At 36.8% G+C, this 25,903-nt stretch carries 28 protein-coding genes; 25 read left to right on the plus strand and 3 right to left on the minus strand.

Annotated features, from left to right (window positions below; translation table 11 throughout):
- Positions 1-266 precede the first annotated feature (266 nt).
- The 4 genes from EZV73_RS03625 to EZV73_RS03640 all read left to right on the plus strand — a co-directional run bounded on the left by EZV73_RS03625 (position 267) and on the right by EZV73_RS03640 (position 2,666).
- On the plus strand, positions 267-905 hold the full coding sequence (locus tag EZV73_RS03625; RefSeq protein ID WP_240838378.1) for a hypothetical protein: 639 nt from the start codon (positions 267-269) through the stop codon (positions 903-905).
- A 2-nt stretch (positions 906-907) separates the two neighbouring features.
- A complete protein-coding gene (locus EZV73_RS03630; protein ID WP_240838380.1) occupies positions 908-1,198 on the plus strand; it encodes a transcriptional regulator in 291 nt (96 codons plus the stop codon).
- Between the two features lie 137 nt (positions 1,199-1,335).
- Entirely contained in the window at positions 1,336-1,800 is a 465-nt protein-coding gene (locus EZV73_RS03635; protein ID WP_240838381.1) for a TrmO family methyltransferase, read from the plus strand.
- Positions 1,801-1,808: 8 nt separating this feature from the next.
- Positions 1,809-2,666: an AraC family transcriptional regulator gene (locus tag EZV73_RS03640; protein WP_240838382.1), complete on the plus strand. Its 858-nt coding sequence runs from the start codon at positions 1,809-1,811 to the stop codon at positions 2,664-2,666.
- A gap of 24 nt (positions 2,667-2,690) precedes the next feature.
- On the opposite strand, the gene EZV73_RS03645 is transcribed toward EZV73_RS03640, so the two are convergent.
- The 3 genes from EZV73_RS03645 to EZV73_RS03655 are packed head-to-tail and all read right to left on the minus strand — an operon-like array spanning position 2,691 to position 5,041.
- On the minus strand, positions 2,691-3,002 hold the full coding sequence (locus EZV73_RS03645) for a hypothetical protein (RefSeq protein ID WP_240838383.1): 312 nt from the start codon (positions 3,000-3,002) through the stop codon (positions 2,691-2,693).
- Between the two features lie 13 nt (positions 3,003-3,015).
- Complete coding sequence (locus tag EZV73_RS03650; protein ID WP_240838384.1) at positions 3,016-3,918, minus strand: DMT family transporter; 903 nt, start codon at positions 3,916-3,918, stop codon at positions 3,016-3,018.
- Complete coding sequence (locus EZV73_RS03655; protein WP_240838385.1) at positions 3,908-5,041, minus strand: HD-GYP domain-containing protein; 1,134 nt, start codon at positions 5,039-5,041, stop codon at positions 3,908-3,910. Before EZV73_RS03655 ends, EZV73_RS03650 begins: the two co-directional genes overlap by 11 nt.
- Positions 5,042-5,426: 385 nt before the next feature.
- Here EZV73_RS03655 and rsxC point away from each other — a divergent pair, with 385 nt between their 5' ends.
- The 21 genes from rsxC to EZV73_RS03760 all read left to right on the plus strand — a co-directional run bounded on the left by rsxC (position 5,427) and on the right by EZV73_RS03760 (position 25,902).
- On the plus strand, positions 5,427-6,746 hold the full coding sequence (rsxC, locus tag EZV73_RS03660) for an electron transport complex subunit RsxC (protein WP_240838386.1): 1,320 nt from the start codon (positions 5,427-5,429) through the stop codon (positions 6,744-6,746).
- Positions 6,747-6,755: 9 nt separating this feature from the next.
- On the plus strand, positions 6,756-7,721 hold the full coding sequence (locus EZV73_RS03665; protein ID WP_240838388.1) for an RnfABCDGE type electron transport complex subunit D: 966 nt from the start codon (positions 6,756-6,758) through the stop codon (positions 7,719-7,721).
- Positions 7,721-8,320, plus strand: coding sequence for an RnfABCDGE type electron transport complex subunit G (locus tag EZV73_RS03670; protein WP_240838390.1), 600 nt, complete (start codon positions 7,721-7,723; stop codon positions 8,318-8,320). The genes EZV73_RS03665 and EZV73_RS03670 overlap by 1 nt, the downstream gene beginning before the upstream one ends.
- Positions 8,321-8,331: 11 nt before the next feature.
- Positions 8,332-8,925, plus strand: coding sequence for an electron transport complex subunit RsxE (gene rsxE / locus EZV73_RS03675; RefSeq protein ID WP_240838392.1), 594 nt, complete (start codon positions 8,332-8,334; stop codon positions 8,923-8,925).
- 9 nt (positions 8,926-8,934) lie between these two features.
- Positions 8,935-9,516, plus strand: coding sequence for an electron transport complex subunit RsxA (rsxA, locus tag EZV73_RS03680; protein ID WP_240838394.1), 582 nt, complete (start codon positions 8,935-8,937; stop codon positions 9,514-9,516).
- Positions 9,517-9,525: 9 nt separating this feature from the next.
- The gene (locus EZV73_RS03685) at positions 9,526-10,515 is read left to right on the plus strand and encodes an RnfABCDGE type electron transport complex subunit B (protein WP_240838396.1); all 990 of its coding nucleotides are present in this window, start codon (positions 9,526-9,528) and stop codon (positions 10,513-10,515) included.
- 200 nt (positions 10,516-10,715) lie between these two features.
- Positions 10,716-11,171 carry an Lrp/AsnC family transcriptional regulator gene (locus EZV73_RS03690; protein WP_240838398.1) on the plus strand — a complete coding sequence of 152 codons (456 nt, stop codon included), beginning with the start codon at positions 10,716-10,718 and terminating at the stop codon, positions 11,169-11,171.
- A gap of 1 nt (position 11,172) precedes the next feature.
- Positions 11,173-11,721, plus strand: coding sequence for a chromate transporter (locus EZV73_RS03695; protein WP_240838400.1), 549 nt, complete (start codon positions 11,173-11,175; stop codon positions 11,719-11,721).
- Between the two features lie 10 nt (positions 11,722-11,731).
- A complete protein-coding gene (locus EZV73_RS03700; protein WP_240838401.1) occupies positions 11,732-13,333 on the plus strand; it encodes a gamma-glutamyltransferase family protein in 1,602 nt (533 codons plus the stop codon).
- 112 nt (positions 13,334-13,445) lie between these two features.
- Positions 13,446-14,024, plus strand: a complete 579-nt coding sequence (locus tag EZV73_RS03705) for a nucleoside triphosphate pyrophosphatase (RefSeq protein WP_240838402.1) — start codon at positions 13,446-13,448, stop codon at positions 14,022-14,024.
- A 9-nt stretch (positions 14,025-14,033) separates the two neighbouring features.
- A complete protein-coding gene (radC, locus tag EZV73_RS03710) occupies positions 14,034-14,711 on the plus strand; it encodes a DNA repair protein RadC (protein WP_240838403.1) in 678 nt (225 codons plus the stop codon).
- Between the two features lie 168 nt (positions 14,712-14,879).
- Positions 14,880-15,911, plus strand: coding sequence for a rod shape-determining protein (locus EZV73_RS03715; RefSeq protein WP_240838404.1), 1,032 nt, complete (start codon positions 14,880-14,882; stop codon positions 15,909-15,911).
- Between the two features lie 8 nt (positions 15,912-15,919).
- Positions 15,920-16,756 (plus strand): rod shape-determining protein MreC, encoded by an 837-nt coding sequence (mreC, locus tag EZV73_RS03720; RefSeq protein ID WP_240838405.1) that lies wholly within the window; start codon positions 15,920-15,922, stop codon positions 16,754-16,756.
- On the plus strand, positions 16,746-17,255 hold the full coding sequence (mreD, locus tag EZV73_RS03725) for a rod shape-determining protein MreD (protein WP_240838406.1): 510 nt from the start codon (positions 16,746-16,748) through the stop codon (positions 17,253-17,255). The genes mreC and mreD overlap by 11 nt, the downstream gene beginning before the upstream one ends.
- A 56-nt stretch (positions 17,256-17,311) precedes the next feature.
- Positions 17,312-20,221 carry a penicillin-binding transpeptidase domain-containing protein gene (locus EZV73_RS03730; RefSeq protein ID WP_240838407.1) on the plus strand — a complete coding sequence of 970 codons (2,910 nt, stop codon included), beginning with the start codon at positions 17,312-17,314 and terminating at the stop codon, positions 20,219-20,221.
- Positions 20,222-20,302: 81 nt separating this feature from the next.
- A complete protein-coding gene (minC, locus tag EZV73_RS03735; RefSeq protein WP_240838408.1) occupies positions 20,303-20,956 on the plus strand; it encodes a septum site-determining protein MinC in 654 nt (217 codons plus the stop codon).
- A gap of 15 nt (positions 20,957-20,971) precedes the next feature.
- A complete protein-coding gene (gene minD / locus EZV73_RS03740) occupies positions 20,972-21,766 on the plus strand; it encodes a septum site-determining protein MinD (RefSeq protein ID WP_240838409.1) in 795 nt (264 codons plus the stop codon).
- A gap of 10 nt (positions 21,767-21,776) precedes the next feature.
- Complete coding sequence (gene minE, locus EZV73_RS03745) at positions 21,777-22,055, plus strand: cell division topological specificity factor MinE (RefSeq protein ID WP_240838410.1); 279 nt, start codon at positions 21,777-21,779, stop codon at positions 22,053-22,055.
- Positions 22,056-22,058: 3 nt separating this feature from the next.
- Complete coding sequence (gene rodA / locus EZV73_RS03750) at positions 22,059-23,177, plus strand: rod shape-determining protein RodA (RefSeq protein ID WP_240838411.1); 1,119 nt, start codon at positions 22,059-22,061, stop codon at positions 23,175-23,177.
- A gap of 188 nt (positions 23,178-23,365) precedes the next feature.
- Positions 23,366-25,201, plus strand: coding sequence for a TIGR03960 family B12-binding radical SAM protein (locus EZV73_RS03755; RefSeq protein WP_240838412.1), 1,836 nt, complete (start codon positions 23,366-23,368; stop codon positions 25,199-25,201).
- On the plus strand, positions 25,201-25,902 hold the full coding sequence (locus tag EZV73_RS03760) for a TIGR03936 family radical SAM-associated protein (RefSeq protein WP_240838413.1): 702 nt from the start codon (positions 25,201-25,203) through the stop codon (positions 25,900-25,902). The genes EZV73_RS03755 and EZV73_RS03760 overlap by 1 nt, the downstream gene beginning before the upstream one ends.
- Position 25,903: the final 1 nt, after the last annotated feature.

The raw sequence follows: 25,903 nt of genomic DNA on the forward strand, positions 1-25,903 counted from the left end.
TTAAAATATCTAAGAGTCAAAGTTTCAGAAAAGAAATGTGTCATGACACGCACGTATAGTATTTGCACTGGTTTGGTAGACTTATGTATTTATTACCAAAGAAAAATGATTATTTCAAATGTGGTTTGACAAATAGGCGAGTGAAAAGCTAAAAAACTGAATGCATAATGCAAAAAATTCCAAGATTTTGGCAAAAAAGCATTGTAAAGAAGAATTACATATGTTCACTTTGTTTTACAAAGTACTATGAAATGTAAGGAGGTAATATGGAAAAACAGTTAGAAAATGTAGTAGATGATATTTCTATCATCAAGAGTGTCATAGAAAAAACAAGAAGGTCTTTCAGCGGTTTCTCGAAGATCTTTCTTATATGGGGGTGTATGTACATTGTAATGTCATTGATCAATTTCATACAAGGTATGAATAAGGAAATGACCATGTCTTTTTATGCGTCCTACACCTTTATGATATACCTTATGCCCTTGGTCTTCTTTTTATTAGGAGCTTATGTCTTTTATAGAGTGGTCAAGAAACAGCCTTTAATAGGCCTTGAAAGACATTTAATGGTCTTATGGGTCTTGGTTATTTTTCTACAAGTCATCAGGATGAGGGTTGTTGTAGAAAATGCGGGTGATACCATGATGATTTTAAGAACCAGTAATCTAGCCATTATGGCTTATGGATTAAGCATTGCCCTTATAATGACGGGTATTTTGACAGAGTTGAAGCATTTGATTCATTTAGGCAGTTTGTATATCATCATCGCTTTTTTACACTCTTATATAGGCAACTTTGGTCTAGGCTACACTATCGTGGAGCTTCTAGACAAGCTGGGTTACATCATCATGCCTTTTACTTTGCTCTATGTGGGTGTATACTTAAAGAGGCAAAGTGAAAGGGGATAAGTATGGAACTGAATTCGATTCCTGACATATTTCAGTCAAAAATAAGAATAGCCATTGTTTCATGTCTTCTAACAGGCAAAAAGACTTTTAGAGAAGTTAAAGAGTTAACTGGTGCAACAGATGGTAATATTTCAACACATATGAAAAAACTTGTTGCAGTGGACATTGTTCAAGTTGTCAAAGATTTTGAAAACAACAAACCTAGATCCACATACACTTTAACACCATCTGGTCGAAAAGAGTTTGAGATTTATGTAAGAAGACTAGAAGAAATCATAAATCAAGCTAAATAGCAGTCTTTGCTGCTATTTCTTATATGATGACAACTTTCATCATTCATGTTATAAATTGCGGCAAACACCATCAAGAACTTTGTCTTGAACCATCCTATAATTAGATTACAAGATGTAATTGAATGAGGGAGGTTAAAATGAATCTTAAGGAAATTGGAAAAGTAAAGGTAGATAAAGGCTTTAACTTGGTCATCGACCAAACTTATAAAGCGGGACTTAAAGGATTAGATGGTTTTTCACATCTTTTAATTACATGGTGGGCTGACCACTTTGACGATGAAGAAAGCAGAACATATCTTACATGTCAAAAGCCCTATAAAACAGGACCAGACGAGCTTGGTATATTTGCAACAAGGTCACCTATAAGACCAAATCCAATATGTGTTACTGTTATCAGCGTAAAAGACATTGATTTTGAAAAGGGAATTGTATCGACTTATTATATAGATGCTGAGGATGAAACACCAATTTTAGACATCAAGCCTTATTATCCTTGTAGTGATCGTGTGAGAGATTTTAAGTCACCAAAGTGGTGTGATTTTCTACCTGGTGATATTGAATCATCAGCTAGTTTTGATTGGTCAAAGTTCTTTAACTTCTAGGAGTATTTATGAATAATAAAGAAATCATCTTAAAATCAATTGATATTTTAGAAGAAAACCTTGGAGATAACATCTCTATTGAAAACTTAGCAGGACAAATGGGTTTTTCCAAGTTTTATTTCAGTAGGTTATTTAAGGCGATTACAGGTTATTCACCTAAACAATATTATCAAGCAAGAAAAATATCTTCTTCTTCAAGTAGAATACTAGAAACGCATGATAAGGTAATTGATATTGCCTTGGATTATGGTTTTAAGAGTCCAGAAGTTTATACCAGGGCTTTTACAAGTGTGTTTGGCATCACACCAAGTCAAGCAAGAAAGACTGGTCTTAACAGAAAACTGATGATAAAGAGACTTACACCGAGTATTTTAAATAAGGAAAAGCATGCTATAGATAAAACTCCTACGATTGTAGATCTAGAGAAAAAGCATTTGGTAGGTATTCAGTTTTATCATGACCTCTCAATGGTCAATGATTTAAGTAAGCAGTGGCAGCTTCTTATGGATTATTTGGACAAGATTCCATCTAAAGTGAAGCCGCTTAAGTTTTATCAACTACAATACTGGTTTGAAGACATGTCTGATGAGTTGTTTTTCTTCTGTGCAGTAGAAGTAGAAGGACCTGTGGATGTTTCTTTTCAGTTCACTTACAAAGAAATACCTAGCCAAAGGTATTTGAAGTTTAGACATAAGGGAAAGGCCAATGAAGTTGGATATACCTATGCTTATATATTTGAGGAATGGTTACCCCAAACGGATTACAAGCTACCGGGACTCTTTAACTTTGAATATTACGGCGATGAATATTTAGGACCTTATAATGATGATTCTATCAGTGAAATCTACATTCCACTGAAAAAATAAAAACACGTTTTCGAACGTGTTTTGTCACTTTTCTAGATAAAGAACATCTTTTCCTCTAGCCTTGGCATATTCAATTTCACTTCTTGTACTAGAGCCGATATAGCCATTTCTATTGATGACATAAATATAATCTGCCATATCGATTTTTCTTTTGTGCATATCATCTAACATTTCCTTTGTACCGTCTTTCCAAACTTCATCATCTCCTGAATGTCCGAATAGGCCAACCGAGATAACGATCTTTCCTTCAAGGGTCAGCTTCTTTTGAACTTCAAGGAAGTCATCTTTGAATCTAGTAGAACCGCACAAGGTGACAACATCGTAATTTTTAATCATTTTCTTCCTTTCTTTAGGAGCTTTTTCTGAGTGGTAGTGACTTGTTATCTTTCTTCTTGTATTCCAATATGACGATACCCAGTATGATAATGAGGCCACCTAGGATGGTATTCATAGTGAAAACTTCGTTTAAAAGCCACGCCGAGAATAAAACAACAAACATGGGTTCAACTGAAGAAATTAATGTAGCTGAACTCGGACCTACGATACTTAGACCTTCATAGAAGGTGATAGATGCCAGTATAGTAGAAACAAAAGCAAGTAAAAGGGCACTTGTAACAGTTGATGCCTGAGTGGTAACCAAAGGCATATCTGTCAAAATACATTGTATGCCCATAGCAAGACTGGTTGTTGTTGCTACATAAGCCGTTACAACAACACCACCGAGCTTTTGGGTCTCTTTTTCAGAAAGTCCCAAACAGTAGGCACCGTATGTGATAGATGCAACAAATGCATAGATTATACCTTTACTGCTTAAAGGTTCTTTGACATAAAGTACGATAAACAAGCCGATGATTGTAATGATTAATGCCAAAACCTTTCTTTTAGTGACCTTAGACTTTGTTATTATTTTCTCAAAAATCAGTACAAATACTGGATGCGTAAACAATATCAGTGTTGCGATGCTTGATGATATATGTTTATAGGATGTGTATAAAGTTGATGTTGCTATGGTAAAACCTAGTAAAGCAATGGCAATGATGTAGATTAAATTTTTAATAGAGGTCTTAAAAGGTATCTTTCTAAGGTAAATATAAAGCCATAATATCAATGCTGCTGTAGAAAAACGCATAAAAAGAAGGTTAGACACGGCCGTCCCTTCCTCAAGTGCATTGACTGAAAATATTGGCATTAATGCATAGGCTATAGCAGATATGATGATTAAAAATACACCTGTGTTCTCTTTAGTCTTCATCGCGTACATCCTTATATCTTATTTGTTTGATTGTTACATCTGTTATTTTAAGTAAATCTATGACATCTCTTTTATGAACTTGTCCGTTTGAAAGTTCCAGAACCTGCACAACAGGTCTTAGTGGAAAGTCTATGTTGGTATCAATGACCACTGCTGTTTGTAAGGTGGACAGATCTACTAATGTACCAACAGGGTATGGGTTGATTCTTCTTACAAATATATTTGCAATATCAAAGTCAAACTTTGTACCGGCATTGCCCATGATGTATTCTATGGCTTCGCTTGCAGGTACTGCAGGAGAACCAATTGAGTCAGACACCATTTTGTCATACTGGTTGCATATGGCTACAATACGGGCGTTCTTATGAATGGCATCACCACTTGTACCATTTGGAAAGCCTGTACCATCATAGTGTTCATGATGCTGCAAGATGACTATTTTTGAAGTGGCTGAAAAACCTTTGTTTTCTTTTACATAACCATAACCTTGAGTTGTATGTGATTTGTATTCTTCATATTCATCAATGGTAATTTCCTCACCGGCTTCTAAAACACTTGTTGGAATAAATACCTTGCCTAAATCGTGAAGAATGGCACCTGTAAATAAGGTCAGTAAATCATGTCTGTTCATTCTAAGGGCCATGCCAGTGATTAAAGACAGGACTGCCACATTCAATGAATGTTCGTAGGTATATTCGCCTAGGTGTTTGATATCAATGACGTTGATGAGCAGGTTATGTGATTTCATAATATCTTCAATAATGGCGTTGGAAACATTTCTTAAGTTTTCTACATACTTGTTCATAACTTTGGCTTGAAGTCGTTTGTTGAGTTCTCTATCTGGACTGAGCTTCTTAGCCAAATCATTTTCTATGTTTTTAAATGTTTCTTTTATTGTTTTAACAGCGGCGTATCTCAGTTCTGGTTTAATGACATCTTCTATTTCTACATCTGAATAACCATCATCAATATAAACTGTGTTGATACCAGCATTTTTTATCTTTTCTAATAGGGACGCTGTTAGAGTTGTCCCTTGTCGTAATAGAACATTACCATTACTGTTATGTATTGTTTTTGCGAGTTTTGTTTCTTGTGTGATACAGTTAACTGGAATAATTCTCATAGTTGCCTCTTTTTCTCATTTTCTTGTTTAAGATTATACCTTAAATTGAATAAAAAAGATATTATTAAGTGTCTGTAAGATATTATTTCGCACTTCGAAAAAAATAAACATTATCTACACTTTCTTTTGATTTTTTATCTTGTATACAGTATAATGTTAGAGAATGTGTTCCAATAATAAAAAAGCTTGGAGTCAAGTAAAATGAATGTGATAGGATAACTTGTTAGTTAAAAATATAACGAAGTTTTACTGGTGTTAAACTAATTTTTTTGTTGTTGAAAAAAATATAATTTAATAAGATAATTATTACGACGAGTTAATAATTGCTTTTAAGAACACGAAAAATTTAAGATGAAATCTTAATGGTTTTAAAAGGGGGTAAAACATGGGTCTTCTTTCTTTTAAAGGTGGTATTCACCCACCTCATGCAAAGAAATCGACTGAAAAAAAACCTGTAGAACAAGCTGTTCAGCCTAAAATCGTTGTGATTCCACTACAGCAACACATTGGTGCGCCATGTGAAGCTCTAGTGAAAGCTGGGGATTATGTAAAGGTTGGGCAAAAAATTGGCGAAGCGACATCATTTGTTTCTGCTCCAGTACACAGCAGTGTTTCAGGTATTGTCAAAGAAGTTTCGAAGAAACTGACTCTTGGGGGAAAAACAACATGTGTTGTCATAGAGTCAGACGGCGAAAACACCATCAGTGAAGAAGTTAAACCTAAGGGTGACATTTCATCACTAGACGGAAAAGAAATCCTTAACATCATTAAAGAAGCGGGTATAGTTGGTATGGGTGGTGCAGGCTTCCCTACACATGTAAAGTTATCTCCGCCACCAAACAAACCAATCGAGTTTGTTATTCTTAATGGTGCTGAGTGTGAGCCTTATTTAACAGCCGATCATCGTTTGATGTTAGAATCACCAGAGAAAGTGGTTTACGGTTTAAAAGCTTTAATGAAAGTTTTAGATGTTAAAAAAGGTTTTATCGGTATCGAAGTTAATAAGATGGATGCTTTAGACAAGCTGACTAAATTAACAGAACAAGACGATACCATCTCAGTAGTGGGTCTTAAGACCAAGTATCCACAGGGTGCAGAAAAGCAATTGATTTATGCCTGTACTAAGCGCCAAGTACCATCTGGTGGTTTACCACTTGAGGCAGGCGCTGTTGTATCAAACGTGGCAACTGCCGCTGCAGTTTCAGACGCTATTTTAATCGGTATGCCTTTAGTTGAAAGAATCTGTACAGTCACAGGTGGCGGTATCAAAGAGCCTAAGAACTTGTTAATCAAATCAGGTACTATGGTATCTGAAATTGTCGAGCAATGTGGTGGCTTAACAGATGATATCGGTAAAGTTATCTGGGGTGGTCCTATGATGGGTATTTCAATGTCTACATTAGAAATTCCTGCAACAAAGACGGCATCTGGTGTGCTTTGCTTAACTGAAGAAGAAGCATATCAACCAGACGGTTCATCATGTATTAAGTGTGGTAAATGTGTAGATATTTGTCCAGCATTTATACAGCCAATGTTATTAGATGCTCACTCACTTAGAAGAAATTATGATCAGACAGAAAAACTAAGAGTACTTGATTGTATCGAGTGTGGTTCATGTTCATTCGTCTGTCCGGCAAAGAGATCACTTCTTCAATCGATTAGAGTAGCTAAAAAAGAAGTGCTCGCTAAGAGAAAAAGAGTATAGGGAGGGAACATGGAGCATAAATTGAATCTATCATCATCTCCTCATATTCGCTCGACAGATAAAACGAGCACAATCATGAGAGATGTGGTTATCGCATTAACACCAGCAACGCTTTATGGTTTTTATATCTTTGGTATGAATGCTGTAATGGTTGTTGCCTTAACTATCTTGGCTGCAGTGGCAACTGAAGCTTTGATGTGTAAAATGAGAAAAAGACCCATAACAATTGGTGACTGGTCAGCAGTTGTTACAGGTTTATTATTAGCAATGAACTTGCCAGCAAACGCAACTTGGTGGATGGCAATTGTCGGTGCTGTATTTGCAATTGCTATTGCAAAACATGCATTTGGTGGTTTAGGTCATAACTTCATCAACCCAGCTTTAGCAGCTAGAGCATTTTTAATGTCTGGTTGGATGGGTAGAATGACAGCTTATACAGTACCTAAATTACATACTGTTTCTCAAGCGACACCACTTAACGTTGTTAAACAAGCAATGGCTAGCGGTGGTAATGGCTTAGATGCATTAAAGGGTGCTGATGTTACATTAGCAGATATGTTCTTAGGAAATATCGGCGGTGTTATTGGTGAAACTTCAGCTTTATTATTAATTCTTGGTGGTTTATACCTAATCTTTAGAGGTGTAATTACTTATAGAATTCCAACTTTCTACATTGGTACAGTAGCGATTTTAACATTCTTCCTATATGGTTTTGATTTAGAATTGACATTGTATATGTTATTAGGTGGTGGTTTGATGTTAGGTGCTTTCTTTATGGCAACCGATTATGCATCGTCACCAATCAATCCAAAAGGTCAAATCATCTTTGCTATTGGATGTGGTCTTTTAACAGTGATCATCAGAAGATTTGGTGGTTACCCAGAAGGTGTATCTTATTCAATTTTATTAATGAATGTTGCTGCACCACTTATTGAAAAGTACTCATCACCTAAAGTATTTGGAGGTGGTAAGTAATGAAAGAGATTATTAAATTAGGTTTGGTTTTATTCCTAGTATGTGCAATTGCTGCCATGGCCTTAGGTATGACAAATGAAGTCACTAAGGGTCAGATTGCTGATAATGCAGTCATTGCGGCTAGAGAAGCACGTCAAGCAGTTTATCCTACAGCTGATGACTTTATCTTAATTGCATCATCTTCAGCTGAATCATATGAAGCACATCCTTCTGCTGATGCTTTCTTAAAAGAAAACACAGTGGTAAGAGAAGTTTATAAGGCTATGACTTCAGGTGAGCATGTTGGTTTTGTAATCAAAACTGCACCAAATGGTTATGGTGGTGAAGTTGGTGTTACAGTAGGTCTTTCGCTAGACGGTTCTATTCAAGGTGTTCAAGTTGATACACCTAATGAAACACCAGGTCTAGGTGCTAAGGCTAAGACACCAGACTTCTATTCACAATATGAAGGTTTGACAGTTACGTCTCCAATCGAAGTATTGAAGCTTGAAGTAACTGATGAAAATGCGATTCAATCAATTTCAGGTGCTACAATTACATCACAAGCTGTAACAGATGGTGTGAATTATGGCATGGCTGTTATTGAGACATTTAAATAGGAGGTGTGGTTATGAGAATGAAGAACTTAACCAATGGATTGATTAAGGAAAATCCAATTTTTGTTCAACTACTCGGTATGTGTCCGACTTTAGCGGTTACCACATCTGCTACAGATGGTTTCGCTATGGGAGCTGCTACGACAGTAGTATTGGTACTTGCTAACATCGTTATCTCTTTGATCAGAAAGTTAGTACCTAGTAAAATTAGAATTCCAATCTTTATCGTTGTTATTGCGACATTCGTAACAATGGTAGGTTTATTTATGAAAGCCTACTTACCAGAACTTGATAAGTCTCTAGGTCTGTTTATTCCACTGATTGTTGTTAACTGTTTGATCCTTGCAAGAGCAGAAGCCTTTGCATTTAAAAATGGTCCTGTAGATTCAGCATTAGATGGTATTGGTATGGGTCTTGGATTTACACTTGCTTTAACTATTTTAGGTATTGTAAGAGAAATTCCTGGTAATGGTACATTATTTGGTATGACAGTAACGCCAGAGTGGTTTGAGCCGGCAGTTATTATGATATTACCAGCGGGTGCCTTCTTAGCTCTAGGTTTACTTTTAGCAGCTAAAAATGCATTTGACATGAGAAAAGGAAACTAGGAGGGTATTATGGGAGACGCAAGTTTATTTGTCATTATTGTAAGTGCCATCTTAGTTAACAACTTTGTTTTATCTAGATTCTTAGGTATCTGTCCTTTCTTAGGTGTATCTAAGAAGGTGGATACGGCACTTGGTATGGGTATGGCTGTTACATTCGTTATGACGATGGCAGGTATCATTACCTATTTTGTAGATGTATTAATTTTAAAGCCATTTGATATTGAATATATGCAGACTATTGCATTTATCTTGGTTATTGCATCATTAGTACAGTTTGTTGAGATTGTTTTACAAAAGGTATCACCAGCACTTTATCAAGCACTTGGTGTATTCTTACCACTTATTACAACAAACTGTGCAGTACTAGGTTTAGCACTTTTAAACATTCAGTTTGAGTTTAACTTAGCACAAGTTGTAGCGCACTCTGTAGGTGCTGCACTAGGTTTTACACTGGCAATTGTATTATTTGCTGGTATCCGTGAAAAACTAGAAATTTCAGATATTCCAGAACCTTTTAAAGGATTCCCGATTGCGCTTATCTCTGCGAGTATGATGGCAATGGCATTCTTAGGTTTCTCTGGACTTGTATAGGAGGCTGACATGAATATTGATTTTTCATTGGTGTTAAAATCTGTAGCCAGCCTTAGTGGACTAGGTTTGGTCTTTGGTGCAGGACTTGCTTTTGCATCACAAAAGTTTAAAGTAGAAATGGATCCAAGGATTGAGCTTGTAAATGAAGCTTTACCAGCTGCCAACTGCGGTGGTTGTGGTTATCCTGGATGTATGGCTTTTGCAACAGCAGTTGTTAATGGTGAAGCACCTGTTAATGGTTGTCCTGTTGGTGGTGCAGAATGTGCTGCTAATGTGGCAGAAATCATGGGCGTAGATGCTTCTGCAGCAGAGCCACAGGTTGCCAGAGTATTGTGTACAGGTAAGTTAGGTGTCTGTAAAGAAGAATTTACTTACCATGGTATTGATTCTTGTTTAGCAGCTAACATGATTGCTGGCGGTTCAAAGGCTTGTCAGTTTGGATGTATCGGTTTTGGTTCATGTGCAGATGTGTGCCCATTCGGTGCTATTGAAATTGACGAAAACCATTTGGCAAGAGTTATTCCTGAAAAGTGTGTGGCATGTGGTAAATGTGTGGACGTCTGTCCTAAGCATATCATCCATATGGTGCCTAAGGAGCAATTTGTTGTTGTAGCTTGTTCTAACCTTGAAAAGGGTGGTTTTGTTAAAAAGAATTGTGCTGAAGCTTGTATAGCATGTGGTATTTGTGAACGTTCATGTCCATTTGATGCTGTTCATGTAGAAAACAATGTGGCTAAGATTGATTACACTAAGTGTACAAACTGTATGATTTGTGCTGAAAAGTGTCCAACTAAGGCCATTGAAGCTGAGTTTGACAAGAGACAAACTGCTAAGATAGTAGATGACTTATGTATTGGCTGTACAATTTGTAAGAAGGTATGTCCAGTATCTGCTATTGAAGGTGAAGTTAAGCAGGTTCATGAAGTAGATCCTGACAAGTGTGTAGGCTGTGGTCTATGTGCTGAGAAGTGTCCTAGAGATGCTATCAATATGATTTAATTTAAGGGGCTGATTGATATCGGCCCTTTTTGTATGAAAATGGCTTTCGAAATGCAAGTTAGTCATTTTTTTATGTTTAAAATATGTAATTATGGTTATATAAACAGTAAGAAACAATACAAAAGGACTTATATTACTATACGAATTGAAATGATTTGTAAGATTGTTGTATACTATATGTATGTTTGAAAGGAGCAATTATGTTTAATACTTTAGATTTAATCGATCAGGAGATTTTAAAACTCTTATCAGAAAATGCCAGAATGTCATATGTTGAGATTGGTAAACGTGTCAATTTATCAAGAGTTGCGGTTAAGTCACGAATGGAAGCTTTAGAAAATGAAGGGATTATAGAACGCTACAGCATCGTTATTAATCCTGAAAAAGTCGGTAGAATGATTTCAGCATTTTTTGATGTAGAAACAGAACCTTCAAAGCTTTTAGAAGTAGCAAAAAAGATAACTGCTTTAGACCAAGTAACAGATGTTTACCAAATGACTGGTTCTTCAAAACTTCATGTACATGCAACTTTGGAACTCAATGAAGACTTAGAAAGATTTTTAAGAGAAGATATGTATGTTATTGGTGGCATCGTTAAAATTGATTGCAATGTAATTGTATCAAGATTTAAGACGAGAAAGGGTTTGAGAATTTAAAATGAAAGTTTATTTAGACTTATTTATGGCCTTCTTCAGATGTGGTATTTTTGCGTTTGGTGGAGGTCCTGCAACTGTTCCTCTAATTGAAAATGAGGCAGTTAACACATTTCAATGGTTGAGCGTTGCTGAGTTTGGTGATGCTTATGCAGTCGTTTCTACATTACCTGGACCGATTACAACTAAAATGGCTGCGCTTATCGGCTATAAGATGGGTGGGGTCTTAGGCTCTGTCATTGCTATTATTGGTATTGTCTTACCATCTGCCATTGCGGTTGTTGTCCTGTTTTCCTTTTACCAAAGAAACAAAGACGCCAAATGGATGCAAGGTATGATGAAAGGTGTAAGACCTGTTGTTGCTGTGCTTTTGTTCCAAGTATTTTATAAGATGGCCAAATCAGCATTTGGTTTAACAGCTTTTAACTTAAGATATGCAAGTATTACAGGTGTCGTTGCTCTTGTTGCAGCTATTATGTTATTTAAGTTTAAAATTCATCCGATTGTTATGATTGTTTTATCATTAATATTTGGTGGTATCTTTTTAGGTTAGGAGGAGAAACTTGTTTAATCCATTAGAAAAAAGGTTTCCATCTGTAAGGAATCCTGTATATTCTAACAAAGGTATGGTTTGTACATCTCAACCACTTGCAGCAGAAGCAGGTGCTGAGATTTTAAGAAAAGGTGGTAATGCAGTGGATGCAGCCGTAGCAACGGCTGCTTGTTTAACGGTTGTAGAACCAACATCTAATGGTATTGGTGGCGATTCATTTGCCATCGTCTGGATGAAAGACAAAATGTATGGTCTTAATTCAAGTGGTCCATCACCAGAAAGTATTTCCATTGAGGCTGTTAAGGCACTTGGCCATGAAGACATGCCTAAACTTGGTATGGTACCCATTACAGTGCCGGGTGCACCTAAAGCCTGGACAAAGCTTATAGAGAGATTTGGTAACTTAAAGCTTTCTGAAGTTTTAGAGCCTGCAGTAAGAATAGCCCGTGAAGGTTATCCAGTTAGTCCGACTTTGGGTAAGTCGTGGCAAAGGGCCTTTAAGACATACTCTAAGGAGGAAGGTCAGGCCTTTGAAGAATGGATGAAGGTCTTTACAATAGATGGTAGACCACCTCAAGTAGGGCAAGTTATTTCTTTAAAAGACCATAGTGATACTTTAGAAGCCATTGGTAAAACTGATGGACAAGCTTTTTATAAAGGGGCTATTGCCGATAAGATAGAAGAGGCATCTAAGAAATTTGGTGGTTTTATTAGAAAAACTGATTTAGAAAAATTTGAGCCTGAGTGGGTTGAGCCGGTTTCAGTTAATTACAAAGGTTATGATGTCTGGGAAATTCCCCCTAATGGACAGGGCATTATTGCCTTGATGGGTTTAAATATCATGAAGGCTTTGCCTGAAAAGCCTTTTGGTACTGTTGACTTTTATCATCAACAGTTTGAAGCTATGAAGTTAGCCTTTACAGACGGTCTTCATTTTATCACTGATCCTAACCATATGGGCATAGGTGTAGAGGATCTCTTATCAGAAACATATGGTAAAAAGCGTGCCTCTTTGATAGGGGATGAGGCTGTAGAGCCTCTCGTAGGAGAGCCGCTTAGATCTGGTACGGTTTATCTAGCGACAGCTGATAAAGACGGTAATATGGTTTCTTATATTCAAAGCAACTATATGGGTTTTGGTTCTGGTGTGGTTATACCTGGAACAGGTATTGCCATGCAAAATAGGGGCCATACCTTTAAGTTAGATGAAGGTCATGTCAATGCTTTAAAACCAGGTAAAAGAACCTACCATACCATCATTCCTGGTTTTATCACAAAAGATAAAAAGGCCATAGGACCTTTTGGGGTTATGGGTGGTTTTATGCAGCCACAAGGTCATCTTCAGGTTATCATGAACATGATTGATTATAAGATGAATCCTCAAGATGCTTTAGATGCGCCAAGGTGGCAGTGGGTTAAGGATAAGACTTTTTCTGTAGAAGCTTCAATGAACCATGATGTGGTTAGACAGCTTTCCTTAAAAGGACATCAAGTTCAAATGACACCGGAGCCAGGTTCATTTGGTAGAGGTCAAATTATTTTAAAATGTGAAAATGGCGTTTATGTTGGTGGTACTGAATCGCGAACAGATGGCCATATAGCCATATTATAGATTAGACCAACTGCTCTAGCAGTTGGTTTTTCTTGTTGTCATATGATTAATCTGATAAAATAAACCGAATAGGATTGAATTATATGGAAAATAATGTAAAATAGAGGTAAAGATGAAAAAAATCATTTTGGCATCAGGCTCACCTAGAAGAAAAGAAATTCTAGAAGCTGTTGGTGCAAAGTTTGAAATTGTAACAAGTGACATTGAAGAAGTTGTTCGTCAAGGTGAATCACCTGAAACTGTTGTAGCTGCACTTGCTTTTGAAAAAGCCATTGATGTGGCTGAAAAGATGGAAGAAGGCGCCTTGGTTATAGCTGCAGATACCATCGTCTACAAGGACAAGATTATGGGAAAACCTAAAGATGAAGCAGATGCTTTTTCTATGTTGCAGTCATTGAGAAATGACAAACATACTGTATTAACAGGATTTTGTGTCATGGAAGTGGGTACACTTAACAAGATTGTACATGTGGTAGAGACCACGGTATATACCAAAGATTATTCTGATGAGAAAATCAAGGCTTATATCGCTTCTGGAGAAGTCTTTGGCAAAGCTGGTGCTTACGCCATTCAAGGTCTAGGTGGTCTTTTGATTGACCGCATAGAAGGTGACTACTTAAACGTGGTGGGCCTTCCGGTATCTGCCCTTGAAGTTGTACTTGAAAAACACTTTGATACAAGATTCCTTTAAGGAGAAAAGGTGAACTTAAAATCTATTCCTAGTTTTGATCGACCAAGAGAGAAAATGGCCATTTATGGACCGAGCAGTCTGAGCGATGCAGAACTTCTAGCCATTGTACTTCAGTCTGGTTTTAAGGATGAATCAGCCCTTGTACTAGGACAGAAGGTTGCATCTTTTTTCGAAAGTGGCTTGCAAGGGTTGTCTAGTGTAACAGTAGAGGAACTGACCTCTATAAAAGGGATTGGTCTGGCAAAGGCTTGTCAGGTATCTGCTGCTATAGAATTAGGAAAGCGTGTCTGCAAGAGTCAAAAGAAACTGATTGGCCAAGTCAAATCACCTAAGATGGTAGCTGATTATTTCTTGGTAGAACTCAAACATGAAAACAAGGAAAAGTTCATCGTAGTCTTTTTAAACACAAAGAATATCATCACATCTTATGAGGTGATTTCAGTGGGGTCACTTTCAGCATCTATCGTCCACCCCAGAGAGGTTTTCAATCGTGCCATAAAGAGGAGTGCGGCATCCATTATTTTGGTACACAACCATCCTAGTGGCAAAATAGATCCCAGTAAAGAGGACCACCAGATAACGGAAAGACTCTGTAAAGTTGCTGAAATAATCGGCATAAAAATACTGGATCATTTGATTGTAAGTGGTGAAAATTATTATTCTTTTAAAGAAATGGATTTAATATAGTGCTTTTTAGCACTATTTTCTTTTTTGTCACAAAAAAGCCTTAAAAATGTGTTACTATTGTAGGTAGAGAATTTTATAAAAAATTCATAATAAATATGGCATTTCTATGGCTTTTAGCCATTTATTATAGTACAATCTTTGAGTACAGATTTGGAAGGAGAAAACAACTTGGGATTATATGATTTATTCAACAAGGAAATTGGTATCGATTTAGGTACTGCAAATACATTAGTAACAAAAAATGATAAGAAGATCATCTTAAGAGAACCATCGGTAGTTGCCATGAACTTAAACACACAGGAAGTGGTAGCTGTAGGTGCTGAAGCCAAAGAAATGATTGGTAGAACACCTGGTAATATCAAAGCTATTAGACCTCTTAGAGATGGTGTTATTGCAGATTTTACAGTAACAGAAAAAATGATTAAATACTTTATCAAGAAGACACATCCAAAGCAAGGACCATTTGGTTCTATTAATGTTGCTATTTGTGTGCCTTCAGGTGTAACTGAAGTTGAGAAAAAAGCCGTAATAGAAGCAGCAGAATCTGCTGGTGCTAAAAAGGTTATGTTGATAGAAGAACCTATGGCTGCAGCAATAGGTGCAGGACTGCCGATTGAAGATGCATTTGGTTCTATGGTTGTAGACATCGGTGGTGGTACAACTGAGATTGCTGTTATTTCTTATGGTGGTATTGTACTTTCAAGATCCATCCGTGTTGGTGGTGATGAGTTAGATGAAGCCATCGTACAGTTTGTAAGAAAAGAATACAACTTGATGATTGGTGAAAGAACGGCTGAGGAAATCAAAATCAACATCGGTTCTGCTTATCCTTTAAAAGAAACTTTACAAATGGAAGTGACAGGTAGAAACCTTCTTACAGGTTTACCAAAGACATTTACCCTAACATCTAAAGAGATTCTTTTAGCTTTAAAAGAGCCTGTGAATTCTATTGTTGATGGTGTTAGATATGCACTTGAGAGAACACCGCCAGAGTTATCATCAGATATTATTCAGCGTGGTATCATGCTTACAGGTGGTGGTGCTATGTTAAAGGGCTTAGATGTCTTAATTAGAGAAGAAACACAAGTGCCTGTAGTGATTGCAGAGAATCCACTTGACTGTGTAGCAGTGGGTACAGGTATTGCTGCCAAAGAATTAAGATATTCCTCAAAAACAAGTAAAAAATCTAGAAACTATTAGGAGTGATGATGGACGGCTATAAAGTAAGAAGATGGTTGATCTTAGTTGTCGCAATATTTGTCATCACAATCATGGGTATTACCATGGGTGGTAGAGAGCGTGTCACTTTTGTAGAAAATGCAATAGGGACAGTTATAGCTCCTATACAAAAAGGGTTCTATAATGTAGGTAGTTTTATAAGCGATAAGATTAGACCCATTGTTTCTATTTGGGAAATAGAAGCAGAAAATAAGGAACTGGCTGCTGAAAACGAGAAACTCCATCAGGAGCTTATAGAAGCCCAATTAACAGCCAATGAACTGGCTGATTTGGAAAGTTTGCGTACAGCCTTAAATTATGCTGGTAATCAAGGTATAGATAACTATATAACAGCCAATGTCATTGCCAAGGATACAGGCAATTGGTACAGCATGTTTACCATTGATAAGGGAACTGCTGATGGTGTTACAAAAAACTCAGCTGTTATGAACGGTGATGGTCTTGTAGGCCTTGTTTATGAAGTGGGTACCAATTGGGGACAGGTTATTACCATTATTGACAACAAGTCTAATATAGGCTTTGAGGTTTTAGATGCAGACCAAACCTATGATGGTATGCTTCATGGTTCTGTTGATGCTGTAATTTCTGGTGAGTTATTAGATCCTAGAGCCACAGTAGCAGTGGACAATATTGTTGTAACTTCAGGTCTTGGTATTTATCCAAAAGGTATTCATATCGGACATATATCTGAAGTGGTCTATGATGAAGATGACTTGTTATTATCAGTGGTTGTAGAGCCGTCTGTTAATTTTAAGAACATCGATAGATTGTTTGTGATTCCAAAGGAGTCTTCAGATGATCAATAGTGATATTCATATTAAATACAGATACTTGTTTCTGATAATTGTTATAAATTACATTTTACAATCGACGATTTTTCAGGCCTGGAAACTAGGAGACATATCCGCCAACTTAACACTTGTTTTAGTGATTGTCATTACCATCATCTATGGTTTGGAAAAAGGTCTCTTCACAGCAGTAATCGCAGGATTGTTTGTGGATGTCTTTCTGTCTATGGCAGTTGGCATCAACCTCTTTATACTTGTGATCATATCTGTGCTTATAAGTATTATCGGACGACCATTATTTACAGGTAATAGATTAACACTGGTCTTTATGACAGGGGTAAGTACACTATTATATCATTTGATGTATTTCTTTTTCATGTACTTTTTAAATAAGGGTGTTAGTTTCAGTTTGGTTATGACGCATATTGTTCCAATGGAAATTGTTTTAAATTCTATAGCATGCGTTTTAATCTACCATTTCTCTTTGAAGTGGATTGAAAGATATAAATTAGATTAGACAGTTCTTAGGGGCTGTCTTTGTTGGTATTAAATACGTAACGAAAGGTGATATTATTGTTTGAAAAAATATTTGATAGAAGACACTTTGTAGTAATTATTTTAATCATACTATTTGCCATTTTGTTATACAGACTTGCGCAAATAACCATCATTGATGGTGAAATGTACCGTGAAAAGGCCGATGATTCCTTCTTACAGCGTATCACGCTGTCGGCAAAAAGAGGGGATATTTATGATGCCAATGGTGTTTTGTTGGCTGAGAACATTCCTTCCTATACAGTTAAGTTCTTAGATGCACCACAAAATGCAGCTGAGATTGACAGGGTAGCCATTGAGCTTTTGTCACTCTTAGAAGAGCGTGATGAAGTATATTTAGAATTTCCAATTCAAATTATAGATAATAAGTTCTATTTCAGAGACGATATTTCTACAAGGGCATGGTTGGCTTCAAATGGGTTTCCAGTCAACTCTTCAGCGGATTATGTCTATGAAAAAATCAGAGAAAGAGAATTCATTGATGAATCACTTGATGTATACGGGGCACAGAAAATGCTCTTGTATCAAGGTATTTCATTACCGATTTCTGTTAAGTCAATGAAGTTTCTTAATGAACTGAATAAAGAAAGATTTTTGGAGCGTTATGGCTTTGATGTAAAAATGACAGCAGACCAGGCCTTTGAGGCTTTAAAAGAGAACTTTATCAAGGCTTCTGACCAAGAAAAATACACTGATGAGGAAATGCTTAAAATCATCACAGTTAGGGATGCCTTTAGGAAACAGGGTTACCTGTCTTATATTCCTATAGAAATAGCCAACAACATCTCTAAGGAGACAGCTATACTTATTCAAGAAAGAAGTATGGACTTTCCAGGTGTTTCTATAGAAATTGATCCTATTAGGAATTATCCTTTTGGAGACAGTGCAGCCCATGTGATCGGTTATATGGGTAAAATATCTTCTGCTCGTGAAATAGAAAAGTACAACTCAGAAACGGGTTACAATCCTAATGACATGATTGGTAAAACGGGACTTGAAAACACTTTTGAAGATGTCCTTCATGGTGAAGATGGTTACAAGTACATTTACGCCGATGCTAAGGGTAACTATATTGGTGATTTCATAGAAGGTATTCCTGGCAAGGAAACCAAGGAATCCAACTCGGGAAAAGACATTCAACTGACTATAGACATAGAACTGCAGCAGGCAGTAGAGCATTATTTAGAGTACGGTCTTGGCCAGATTCAAAAGGGTGAGCCTTATGTATCGCAGTGGGGACAGATGAATTACAAACCCTATGAGAATGCCAAATCTGGTGCAGCCATGGTTGTAAAGGTAGATACAGGTGAAGTACTTGCACTTGTCAATTATCCTTCTTATGATCTAAACTTATTTGCAACAGGGATTACAAGTGAAGACTACAACTCACTAAAACCTGAAAATCCAAGGAATCCACTGGATCCAAGACCCCTTTATAACATTGCAACCAATACGGCTGTTCAGCCAGGATCGACTTTTAAGCCCATTACAGTTTTAGCGGCTATAGAGCAAGGCCTTGACCCTGAACAAAAGCTGTTTGCTGCTGGTGTTGTGGAACTAGGGAAACAACTCTATAGATGTTGGTACTACAGAGCGCCTTATCATGGCATACATGGCTCTATCAATGCCATGCAAGCTTTAGAAGTATCGTGTAACTACTTTATGTTTGACATTGTTAGAGGTTATGACTATTACAGGTCGCGTGATCTATCCTTTGAAATGAATACTGAAATTCTTCTAGACTATGCTAGTAAGTTTGGACTTGGAGAAGGTTCGGGTTTAGAAATCTATGAAAATGTGGCTGGACTTCCAAGTCAGGATGTAAAAAAACGTACTCAGATGAATGCCCTAAGATGGTTTTTAAGTGGTGTATTAGACGATTACTTTGATCCAGCTAGAATAGCCAATGAAGACGAAAAAGCCCTTATCATTGATGAGATTACAAGATGGGTTGATGAGTATTTAGATGGGACACTTACAAGAAATGAAACCATTAGACGTTTGATGGCTTTAAATCCTGTAACGGATTATGATGAAACATCACTTTTGGCAGATTATATTTATTACTCGTATTTCAGACAAATTCCTTGGCGTGAGGGTGATGATTTAAACCTTTCTATTGGTCAGGGGGACCATAGATACACCGTGGCCCAAATGGTTAGATATGTAGCAGCTATTGCAAACGGTGGTTATCTACATGAGTTGACCCTTGTAAAAGAAGTAGACGGTGAATCAACCCTGTCACCAACTGATGAACAGATTGAGATGGTAGATGTCAACAATCTAGAATACATCAGAGAAGGTATGAGACTGGTTGCTCATGGTTCTAGTGGGTCTGCAAAGGTAGTCTTTAGAAACTTTGATCTAGAGGTAGGCGCTAAGACTGGTACCGCTCAAGCAGCTGGTAGAATACCACCTGCAGATGAACTTGGTTACATTCGTCAAGTGTTCCCTGATGTTCTAAAAGAGGCCAATGCTGGTATTAGGGAGTCAAGTGACAGATACTTAAATATAACGATTCAGGAATTAGAAGATGAAACGACTCGTATCTTAGAAGAAAGAAATACGGAGTTAGCAGACCTGATGAATGCCTTTTATGAACTAGAAGTGGGTGAGGAAAAAGAAGCCCTATCAGAAAAAATTAAAGACAAGGCACAAGGCACCTATTTAGACCAAGGTTTTATCATGAGAGAAGTGCTTCTTAATATGTCTGATGACCGCATCACCAATGAGATGATCGACTCATATAGACAAGAGTATGACCCCTTTACGTGGTTCATCTCATTTGCACCTTATGAAGACCCAGAAATTGCTGTTGTTGTACTGATTCCACAAGGTGGATCTGGTGGTTATGCAGCTCCAATTGTTCGTGATATCTATGGAACCTACTTTGATTTATTTGAACATGAAAAAATGTTGATGGAGTAACCACAAGATGTGCGATAACCATTTGAAAATATTGCTATATGTAGTATAGTAGTAAGTAGATAAGTATAAATGGGGGTTAGTTTGAATAAAATAGTAGAATTTAAGGGTACATCAGATGGTATTGTACTTCAGATAAGACCATTTCACTGTTTTGAAGAGGTTGCAGAGTGTATTCACAAGAAGTTTGAAAAATCTGCTCAGTTCTTTACAGGGGCTACAATTGTAGGCGTTGAAGGTGAGATTGGTGTAGAAAAAAATAGATTTGAACTTTATAAGCTTTTAACTGAAGACTATAAGTTAAATGTCATCAGTTTGGATAGAGTTGTTAAAATAGAAAAAGAACCAGAAGCGGTTAAAGAACCGGAGATTAAGAAGGAAGAAATTGCAATTGAGGCACTCAATTATAATGAGTATGACACAAAGATTGTAAGAAAGAACCTTCGATCAGGTATGGGTGTTTCCTATGATGGCAATATTGTTGTGATAGGTGATGTAAACCCAGGTGCTGAAATCCAAGCCGGTGGAAATGTCATCGTTATGGGTAAACTTAGAGGCATGGTACATGCCGGTAAGTTTGGTAATAAAGAGACTTATATCATTGCATCAAAATTGATTCCGACCCAAATCAGGATTGCAAACATCATTGCAAGAGCACCTGAGGACGATCATATAGATGAGTTAAAGCCAGAAATAGCACATATTAAGTCTGGTCATATGAGTATTGAGGAACTATAGAGAGGGGCTATAAAAATGGGTGAAGTTATTGTAGTAACATCTGGTAAAGGTGGCGTTGGTAAAACAACGACAACAGCAAATATTGGTGCTGGACTGGTTAATTTAGGCAAGAAAGTAGCAGTAATCGATGCAGATATCGGCCTTAGAAACCTAGATGTTGTACTAGGATTAGAAAATAGAATTGTATACGATATAGTAGACGTTGTAACAGAAAACTGTAAGTTAAAGCAAGCGCTTATTAGAGATAAGAGATTTGATGGTCTTTATCTACTACCAGCTGCTCAAACTAAAGACAAGGATGCTGTATCAACAGATCAAATGGTGAAGTTATGTAATGACTTAAAAGAAATTCATGATTATGTTTTAATTGACTGTCCTGCAGGTATTGAGCAAGGTTTTAAAAATGCCATTGCTGGTGCAGACAGAGCAGTAGTTGTTACAACTCCTGAAGTTTCAGCTGTAAGAGATGCTGATAGAATCATCGGTTTATTAGAAGCTGCTGAAATCGAAAGTCCAAAACTAATTGTTAATAGAATTCGTCCTGACATGGTAAAACGTGGTGAAATGATGGATTTAGACGATATGAGAGAAATTCTTGCTATTGATATTCTAGGTGTCGTGCCAGATGACGAAAATGTTGTTATTTCAACAAACAGAGGTATTCCTACTGTTTCGGATGATGCATCATTCTCAGGCCAAGCTTTTAGAAATATTTCAATGAGAATTACTGGAGAGGAAGTACCTCTTATGGAACTAGATATAGACAATTCATTGATGTCTAAGATCAAGAAATGGTTTGGAATAAAGTAAGGAGAGTTTGATGTTTGATTTAAAGAAGTTTTTTAGCAAGCAACCAAAGAGTAGCAATGTAGCCAAAGATCGTTTAAAGCTGGTACTTGTACATGATCGTGCAAATTGTTCACCTGAACTTTTAGAGATGATGAGAGGTGAAATTTTAGAAGTACTAGCCAAATACGTTAACATTGATGAGCAGAAGCTAGATATTAGAATTTCTAATCATGAAAAAGATTTTGAAGGAAAGCCTGCGTTAATTGCAAATATTCCAATTACAAGCATGAAACGTGGTCAAGAGAAATAGTAAATGGAAAACAGAAGTTTATTTAGAAATATAGATTTCGGATTAATTTTATTGATTCTTTTACTGGTAGGTGTCGGCATGTTAGCCATAGCCAGTGCAACAAGAGTCATGGAAGATGGTATTTCAAGAGAGGTAAAAGTTCAAGCTTTTGCCTTCTTTATTGGCGCTGTTATCGTTATAGTCTCTCTGATGTTGGATTATAATGCCGTGGGTAGCATCCACTGGGTGGTTTATGGCCTGTCCATAGTCATGCTCCTCTTGGTTTATGTGCCAGGACTTGGAGCCCCTAGAGGTGGTGCGCTATCATGGATTGATTTAGGTGTTATGGATCTACAGACCTCAGAGGTCGCCAAGATAGGATTCATCATATCCTTTGCCAAGTTTTTAGAGAATCATGAAGAAGATTTAAACCATCCTAAAACACTCTTAAAGATAGGTGCTTTTGTCGCACCGTTTTTATTCCTCATATACAAGCAACCAGATTTCGGTACCATGCTTGTGTTTGTATCCATCATAGGTGGAATGCTATTGGTGGCTAAATGGGACTGGCGTTATATCGGTACAGCTCTTGGTCTTGGTATCATTGGTGGTATGAATGCCGGACGGTTTTTAGATGAATACCAGATGAACAGATTGTTTGCATTTTTAGAGCCTGAGAATTTACTTTTACCAGGTAATTACCATGTAAATGCATCTAAGACGACCATTGGTGCTGGTATGATGACAGGCCGTGGCTTGTTTGAAGGTATCTACCATAAGGGTGACTGGTTACCGGTACAGGAAACAGACTTTATCTTTGCTGTATGGTGTGAGGAAACCGGCTTTGTCGGTGGTGCCATCATCATCGGTTTGTTACTGCTTTTATTGATGAATCTGATGAAGATTGCCTATCAGGCTAAAGATAAGTTTGGGACATATATTGTAACGGGGATTGTTTTTATGTTCTTGTTCCAGATATTCGAAAATATCGGCATGACCATGGGACTTATGCCAGTAACAGGTATCACTTTACCATTTATTTCATATGGTGGTTCTTCTATGATCACCAATACCATTATGATTGGTATTGCTCTTAATGTGCATATGAGAAGAAAGAAACAAGGGATGTTTTCAAATCGATAAAATTATTTGATTCTGAAGTCAAAATAAAGTATGATAGGGTATGGCGCATAGCCATACCTTTATTGGTATGAAAAGCTCGATACTTTGAGTACTTATTGGTTGTATAATATCAGACCTAGTGGTTTGTTTAAGTTAAAGAGTGAAGGCTTTAACTATAGAAAATACGTTTCTTATTAGAAGGAGAAAACATGTTAAAAAATAAAATTGACGATATTTTATATTTAGTCGAGAAACCAAGCCGTTATATTGGTGATGAAGTCAACAGTGTTAAAAAAGACATCACTGACGATATGATGAGATTTGGCTTTTGCTTTGCAGATGTTTATGAAGTAGGTATGTCACATTTAGGTTCACATATTTTATATGGTGTCCTTAATGAAATTGAAGATGTTTATTGTGAGAGAGTTTATTCACCGTGGACAGATATGGAAGAAAAAATGCGTGAACATGGTATACCAATGTTCACAACTGAAACACGTACAGATATCGCTGATATGGATATCTTAGGTTTCACATTACAGTATGAACTCATTTATACAAACATCTTAAATATGTTAGATTTATCTAACATTCCATTTAAGTCTAAGGATAGAACAGAAGACCATCCTATTATTATGGCTGGTGGTTCTTGTGCTTATAATCCTGAGCCGCTTGCTGATATTGTAGATTTCTTTTCGCTTGGAGAAGGTGAAGAAGTCCTTGTAGAAGTGATGGACCTTTACAGAGAAAAGAAGAAAAAAAATTGGACAAAAGATGAGTTCTTGAGTCGTCTAGCGCTTGTAGACGGTATTTATGTACCTAAGTATTATGATGTGACTTATAAAGAGGATGGCACAATCGCGACTTTTGGACCTGTAGATGAAAAGTATCCAAAGACCATTCAAAAGAGAATCATTGAGGATATGAATACTGCTTACTACCCATCTAAATTTATTGTACCTTATACAGATGTTGTCCATGACCGTGCCAGTGTGGAAATCTTTAGAGGCTGTACAAGAGGTTGTAGATTCTGTCAAGCGGGTATGATCTATAGACCGATCAGAGAGAAGTCTAAAGAAGTGATTGTTGAAACAGCTCAAAAGATCATTGCTGAAACAGGTTATGAAGAACTGTCATTAACATCATTATCTACGCTAGACCATACAGACATCAAGAAGACAATTTTTGAGTTAATAGATAAAAATAAAGAAGATTTTGTAGGTGTATCTCTACCATCTTTAAGAGTAGATGATTTAGCAATAGAAGTTATTCAGGAAATTCAAAAGATCAGAAAAACTGGTTTAACTTTTGCCCCAGAGGCTGGCTCGCAGCGTATGCGTGATGTGATCAACAAGGGGGTTACTGAAGAAGATTTAGAAAAGACATTAAGTCAAATCTTTAACTTGGGATGGAACCGTGTAAAATTATACTTTATGATCGGTTTGCCAACTGAAACAACTGAAGACTTAGATGGCATAGATGCTTTAGGAAATAAGTCAACGTGGTTGTTCAAGCAAGTACCAGCTGAAAATAGAAAAGGCAGCGTAAGTGTGACACTTTCTACGGCTGGTTTTGTACCAAAGCCTTTTACACCATTCCAGTGGTTTAAGCAGAATACTTTAGAAGAGTTTAGAGAAAAACAGTACTATTTAAAAGATAAAATTAAGAATAAAAAAGTTAAGTTCAATTACCATGATGCAGAGACGAGTGTTTTAGAAGGTGTCTTTGCAAGAGGTGACAGAAGACTGACAGATGTACTGATCAAGGCCTTTGAACTGGGTTGTAAGTTTGATGGCTGGCAAGAATTCTTTGATTATGAGAAGTGGATGAAGGCCTTTGAACTTTGTGGAGTAGACCCATGGTTCTATACAAGAGGTAGAGAGTTTGATGAAATTCTACCTTGGGATTTTATTGATGTTGGCGTTAGAAAAGATTTCTTAATCAGAGAATACAACAATGCCGTAAATGAAGTTGTAACAGGTGATTGTAGAGGCAATTGTCTAGGTTGTGGTGTAAACATAGATTTGATTGGACGTGACTGCTAATGATTATATTAAGAATTAAATACAAGAAAGAAAACAATATGAAGTTCTTATCACATCTAGAGTTGATTAAAACTATGGAAAGAGCTTTTAGAAGAATGAACTTTAAAATGGCATTTTCACAAGGTTTTAATCCTAAGCCTAAGATTTCATATGCAGCGCCACTACCAGTGGGTGTAGAATCTGAATGTGACTTTTTAGATGTGGAACTTTTAGAAAAAGTTGATTTGGATGAACTGATCAAGAACCAAAAGCAGTATTTGCCAAACGGACTTGAATTTGTTGAGGCTAAATACCGTGGCAAGTCTAAAAAGCTTATGAGCTTGGTAACGGATTCAGCTTATATCATTCAAGTATGCACAGAAGTTGAAATGACAAAAGAAGCCCTTCAAGACAAGCTTGACCATTTCTTAAGTCAAGACCAAATCACATATGAGAAATTAAACAAGAAAAAGAAGTTAAAGCTTATTGATATAAAGCCTTTAATAGGTAGTTTTGAAATTCTGTCGGTTTATAAGGACCAAGTTATTTTAAAGGCCATGGTAACAACAGGTTCTAACGGTAACTTAAAGCCAGAAAAATTAACTGAGTTGTTCTGTGAAAAAGAAGGTATTCCTAGCATTGTAGGTAAAGATCGTTACAGACGTGTAGAGCTATATGCAAGAAACGAACATGGTACGAAGGTAAACTTATTCGAGGTGTAAT

This window comes from Acidaminobacter sp. JC074, assembly GCF_022496765.1.
In the GTDB taxonomy this organism is placed as follows: Bacteria; Bacillota; Clostridia; order Peptostreptococcales; family Acidaminobacteraceae; genus JABXKX01.

What these genes read in the sequence shown, in the direction of transcription:
- EZV73_RS03625 (WP_240838378.1), top strand. Translation starts at nt 267, where the DNA reads ATGGAAAAACAGTTAGAAAATGTAGTAGATGATATTTCTATCATCAAG.
- EZV73_RS03630 (WP_240838380.1), top strand. Translation starts at nt 908, where the DNA reads ATGGAACTGAATTCGATTCCTGACATATTTCAGTCAAAAATAAGAATA.
- EZV73_RS03635 (WP_240838381.1), top strand. Translation starts at nt 1,336, where the DNA reads ATGAATCTTAAGGAAATTGGAAAAGTAAAGGTAGATAAAGGCTTTAAC.
- EZV73_RS03640 (WP_240838382.1), top strand. Translation starts at nt 1,809, where the DNA reads ATGAATAATAAAGAAATCATCTTAAAATCAATTGATATTTTAGAAGAA.
- EZV73_RS03645 (WP_240838383.1), bottom strand. Translation starts at nt 3,002, where the DNA reads ATGATTAAAAATTACGATGTTGTCACCTTGTGCGGTTCTACTAGATTC.
- EZV73_RS03650 (WP_240838384.1), bottom strand. Translation starts at nt 3,918, where the DNA reads ATGAAGACTAAAGAGAACACAGGTGTATTTTTAATCATCATATCTGCT.
- EZV73_RS03655 (WP_240838385.1), bottom strand. Translation starts at nt 5,041, where the DNA reads ATGAGAATTATTCCAGTTAACTGTATCACACAAGAAACAAAACTCGCA.
- rsxC (WP_240838386.1), top strand. Translation starts at nt 5,427, where the DNA reads ATGGGTCTTCTTTCTTTTAAAGGTGGTATTCACCCACCTCATGCAAAG.
- EZV73_RS03665 (WP_240838388.1), top strand. Translation starts at nt 6,756, where the DNA reads ATGGAGCATAAATTGAATCTATCATCATCTCCTCATATTCGCTCGACA.
- EZV73_RS03670 (WP_240838390.1), top strand. Translation starts at nt 7,721, where the DNA reads ATGAAAGAGATTATTAAATTAGGTTTGGTTTTATTCCTAGTATGTGCA.
- rsxE (WP_240838392.1), top strand. Translation starts at nt 8,332, where the DNA reads ATGAGAATGAAGAACTTAACCAATGGATTGATTAAGGAAAATCCAATT.
- rsxA (WP_240838394.1), top strand. Translation starts at nt 8,935, where the DNA reads ATGGGAGACGCAAGTTTATTTGTCATTATTGTAAGTGCCATCTTAGTT.
- EZV73_RS03685 (WP_240838396.1), top strand. Translation starts at nt 9,526, where the DNA reads ATGAATATTGATTTTTCATTGGTGTTAAAATCTGTAGCCAGCCTTAGT.
- EZV73_RS03690 (WP_240838398.1), top strand. Translation starts at nt 10,716, where the DNA reads ATGTTTAATACTTTAGATTTAATCGATCAGGAGATTTTAAAACTCTTA.
- EZV73_RS03695 (WP_240838400.1), top strand. Translation starts at nt 11,173, where the DNA reads ATGAAAGTTTATTTAGACTTATTTATGGCCTTCTTCAGATGTGGTATT.
- EZV73_RS03705 (WP_240838402.1), top strand. Translation starts at nt 13,446, where the DNA reads ATGAAAAAAATCATTTTGGCATCAGGCTCACCTAGAAGAAAAGAAATT.
- mreC (WP_240838405.1), top strand. Translation starts at nt 15,920, where the DNA reads ATGGACGGCTATAAAGTAAGAAGATGGTTGATCTTAGTTGTCGCAATA.
- mreD (WP_240838406.1), top strand. Translation starts at nt 16,746, where the DNA reads ATGATCAATAGTGATATTCATATTAAATACAGATACTTGTTTCTGATA.
- minD (WP_240838409.1), top strand. Translation starts at nt 20,972, where the DNA reads ATGGGTGAAGTTATTGTAGTAACATCTGGTAAAGGTGGCGTTGGTAAA.
- minE (WP_240838410.1), top strand. Translation starts at nt 21,777, where the DNA reads ATGTTTGATTTAAAGAAGTTTTTTAGCAAGCAACCAAAGAGTAGCAAT.
- rodA (WP_240838411.1), top strand. Translation starts at nt 22,059, where the DNA reads ATGGAAAACAGAAGTTTATTTAGAAATATAGATTTCGGATTAATTTTA.
- EZV73_RS03755 (WP_240838412.1), top strand. Translation starts at nt 23,366, where the DNA reads ATGTTAAAAAATAAAATTGACGATATTTTATATTTAGTCGAGAAACCA.
- EZV73_RS03760 (WP_240838413.1), top strand. Translation starts at nt 25,201, where the DNA reads ATGATTATATTAAGAATTAAATACAAGAAAGAAAACAATATGAAGTTC.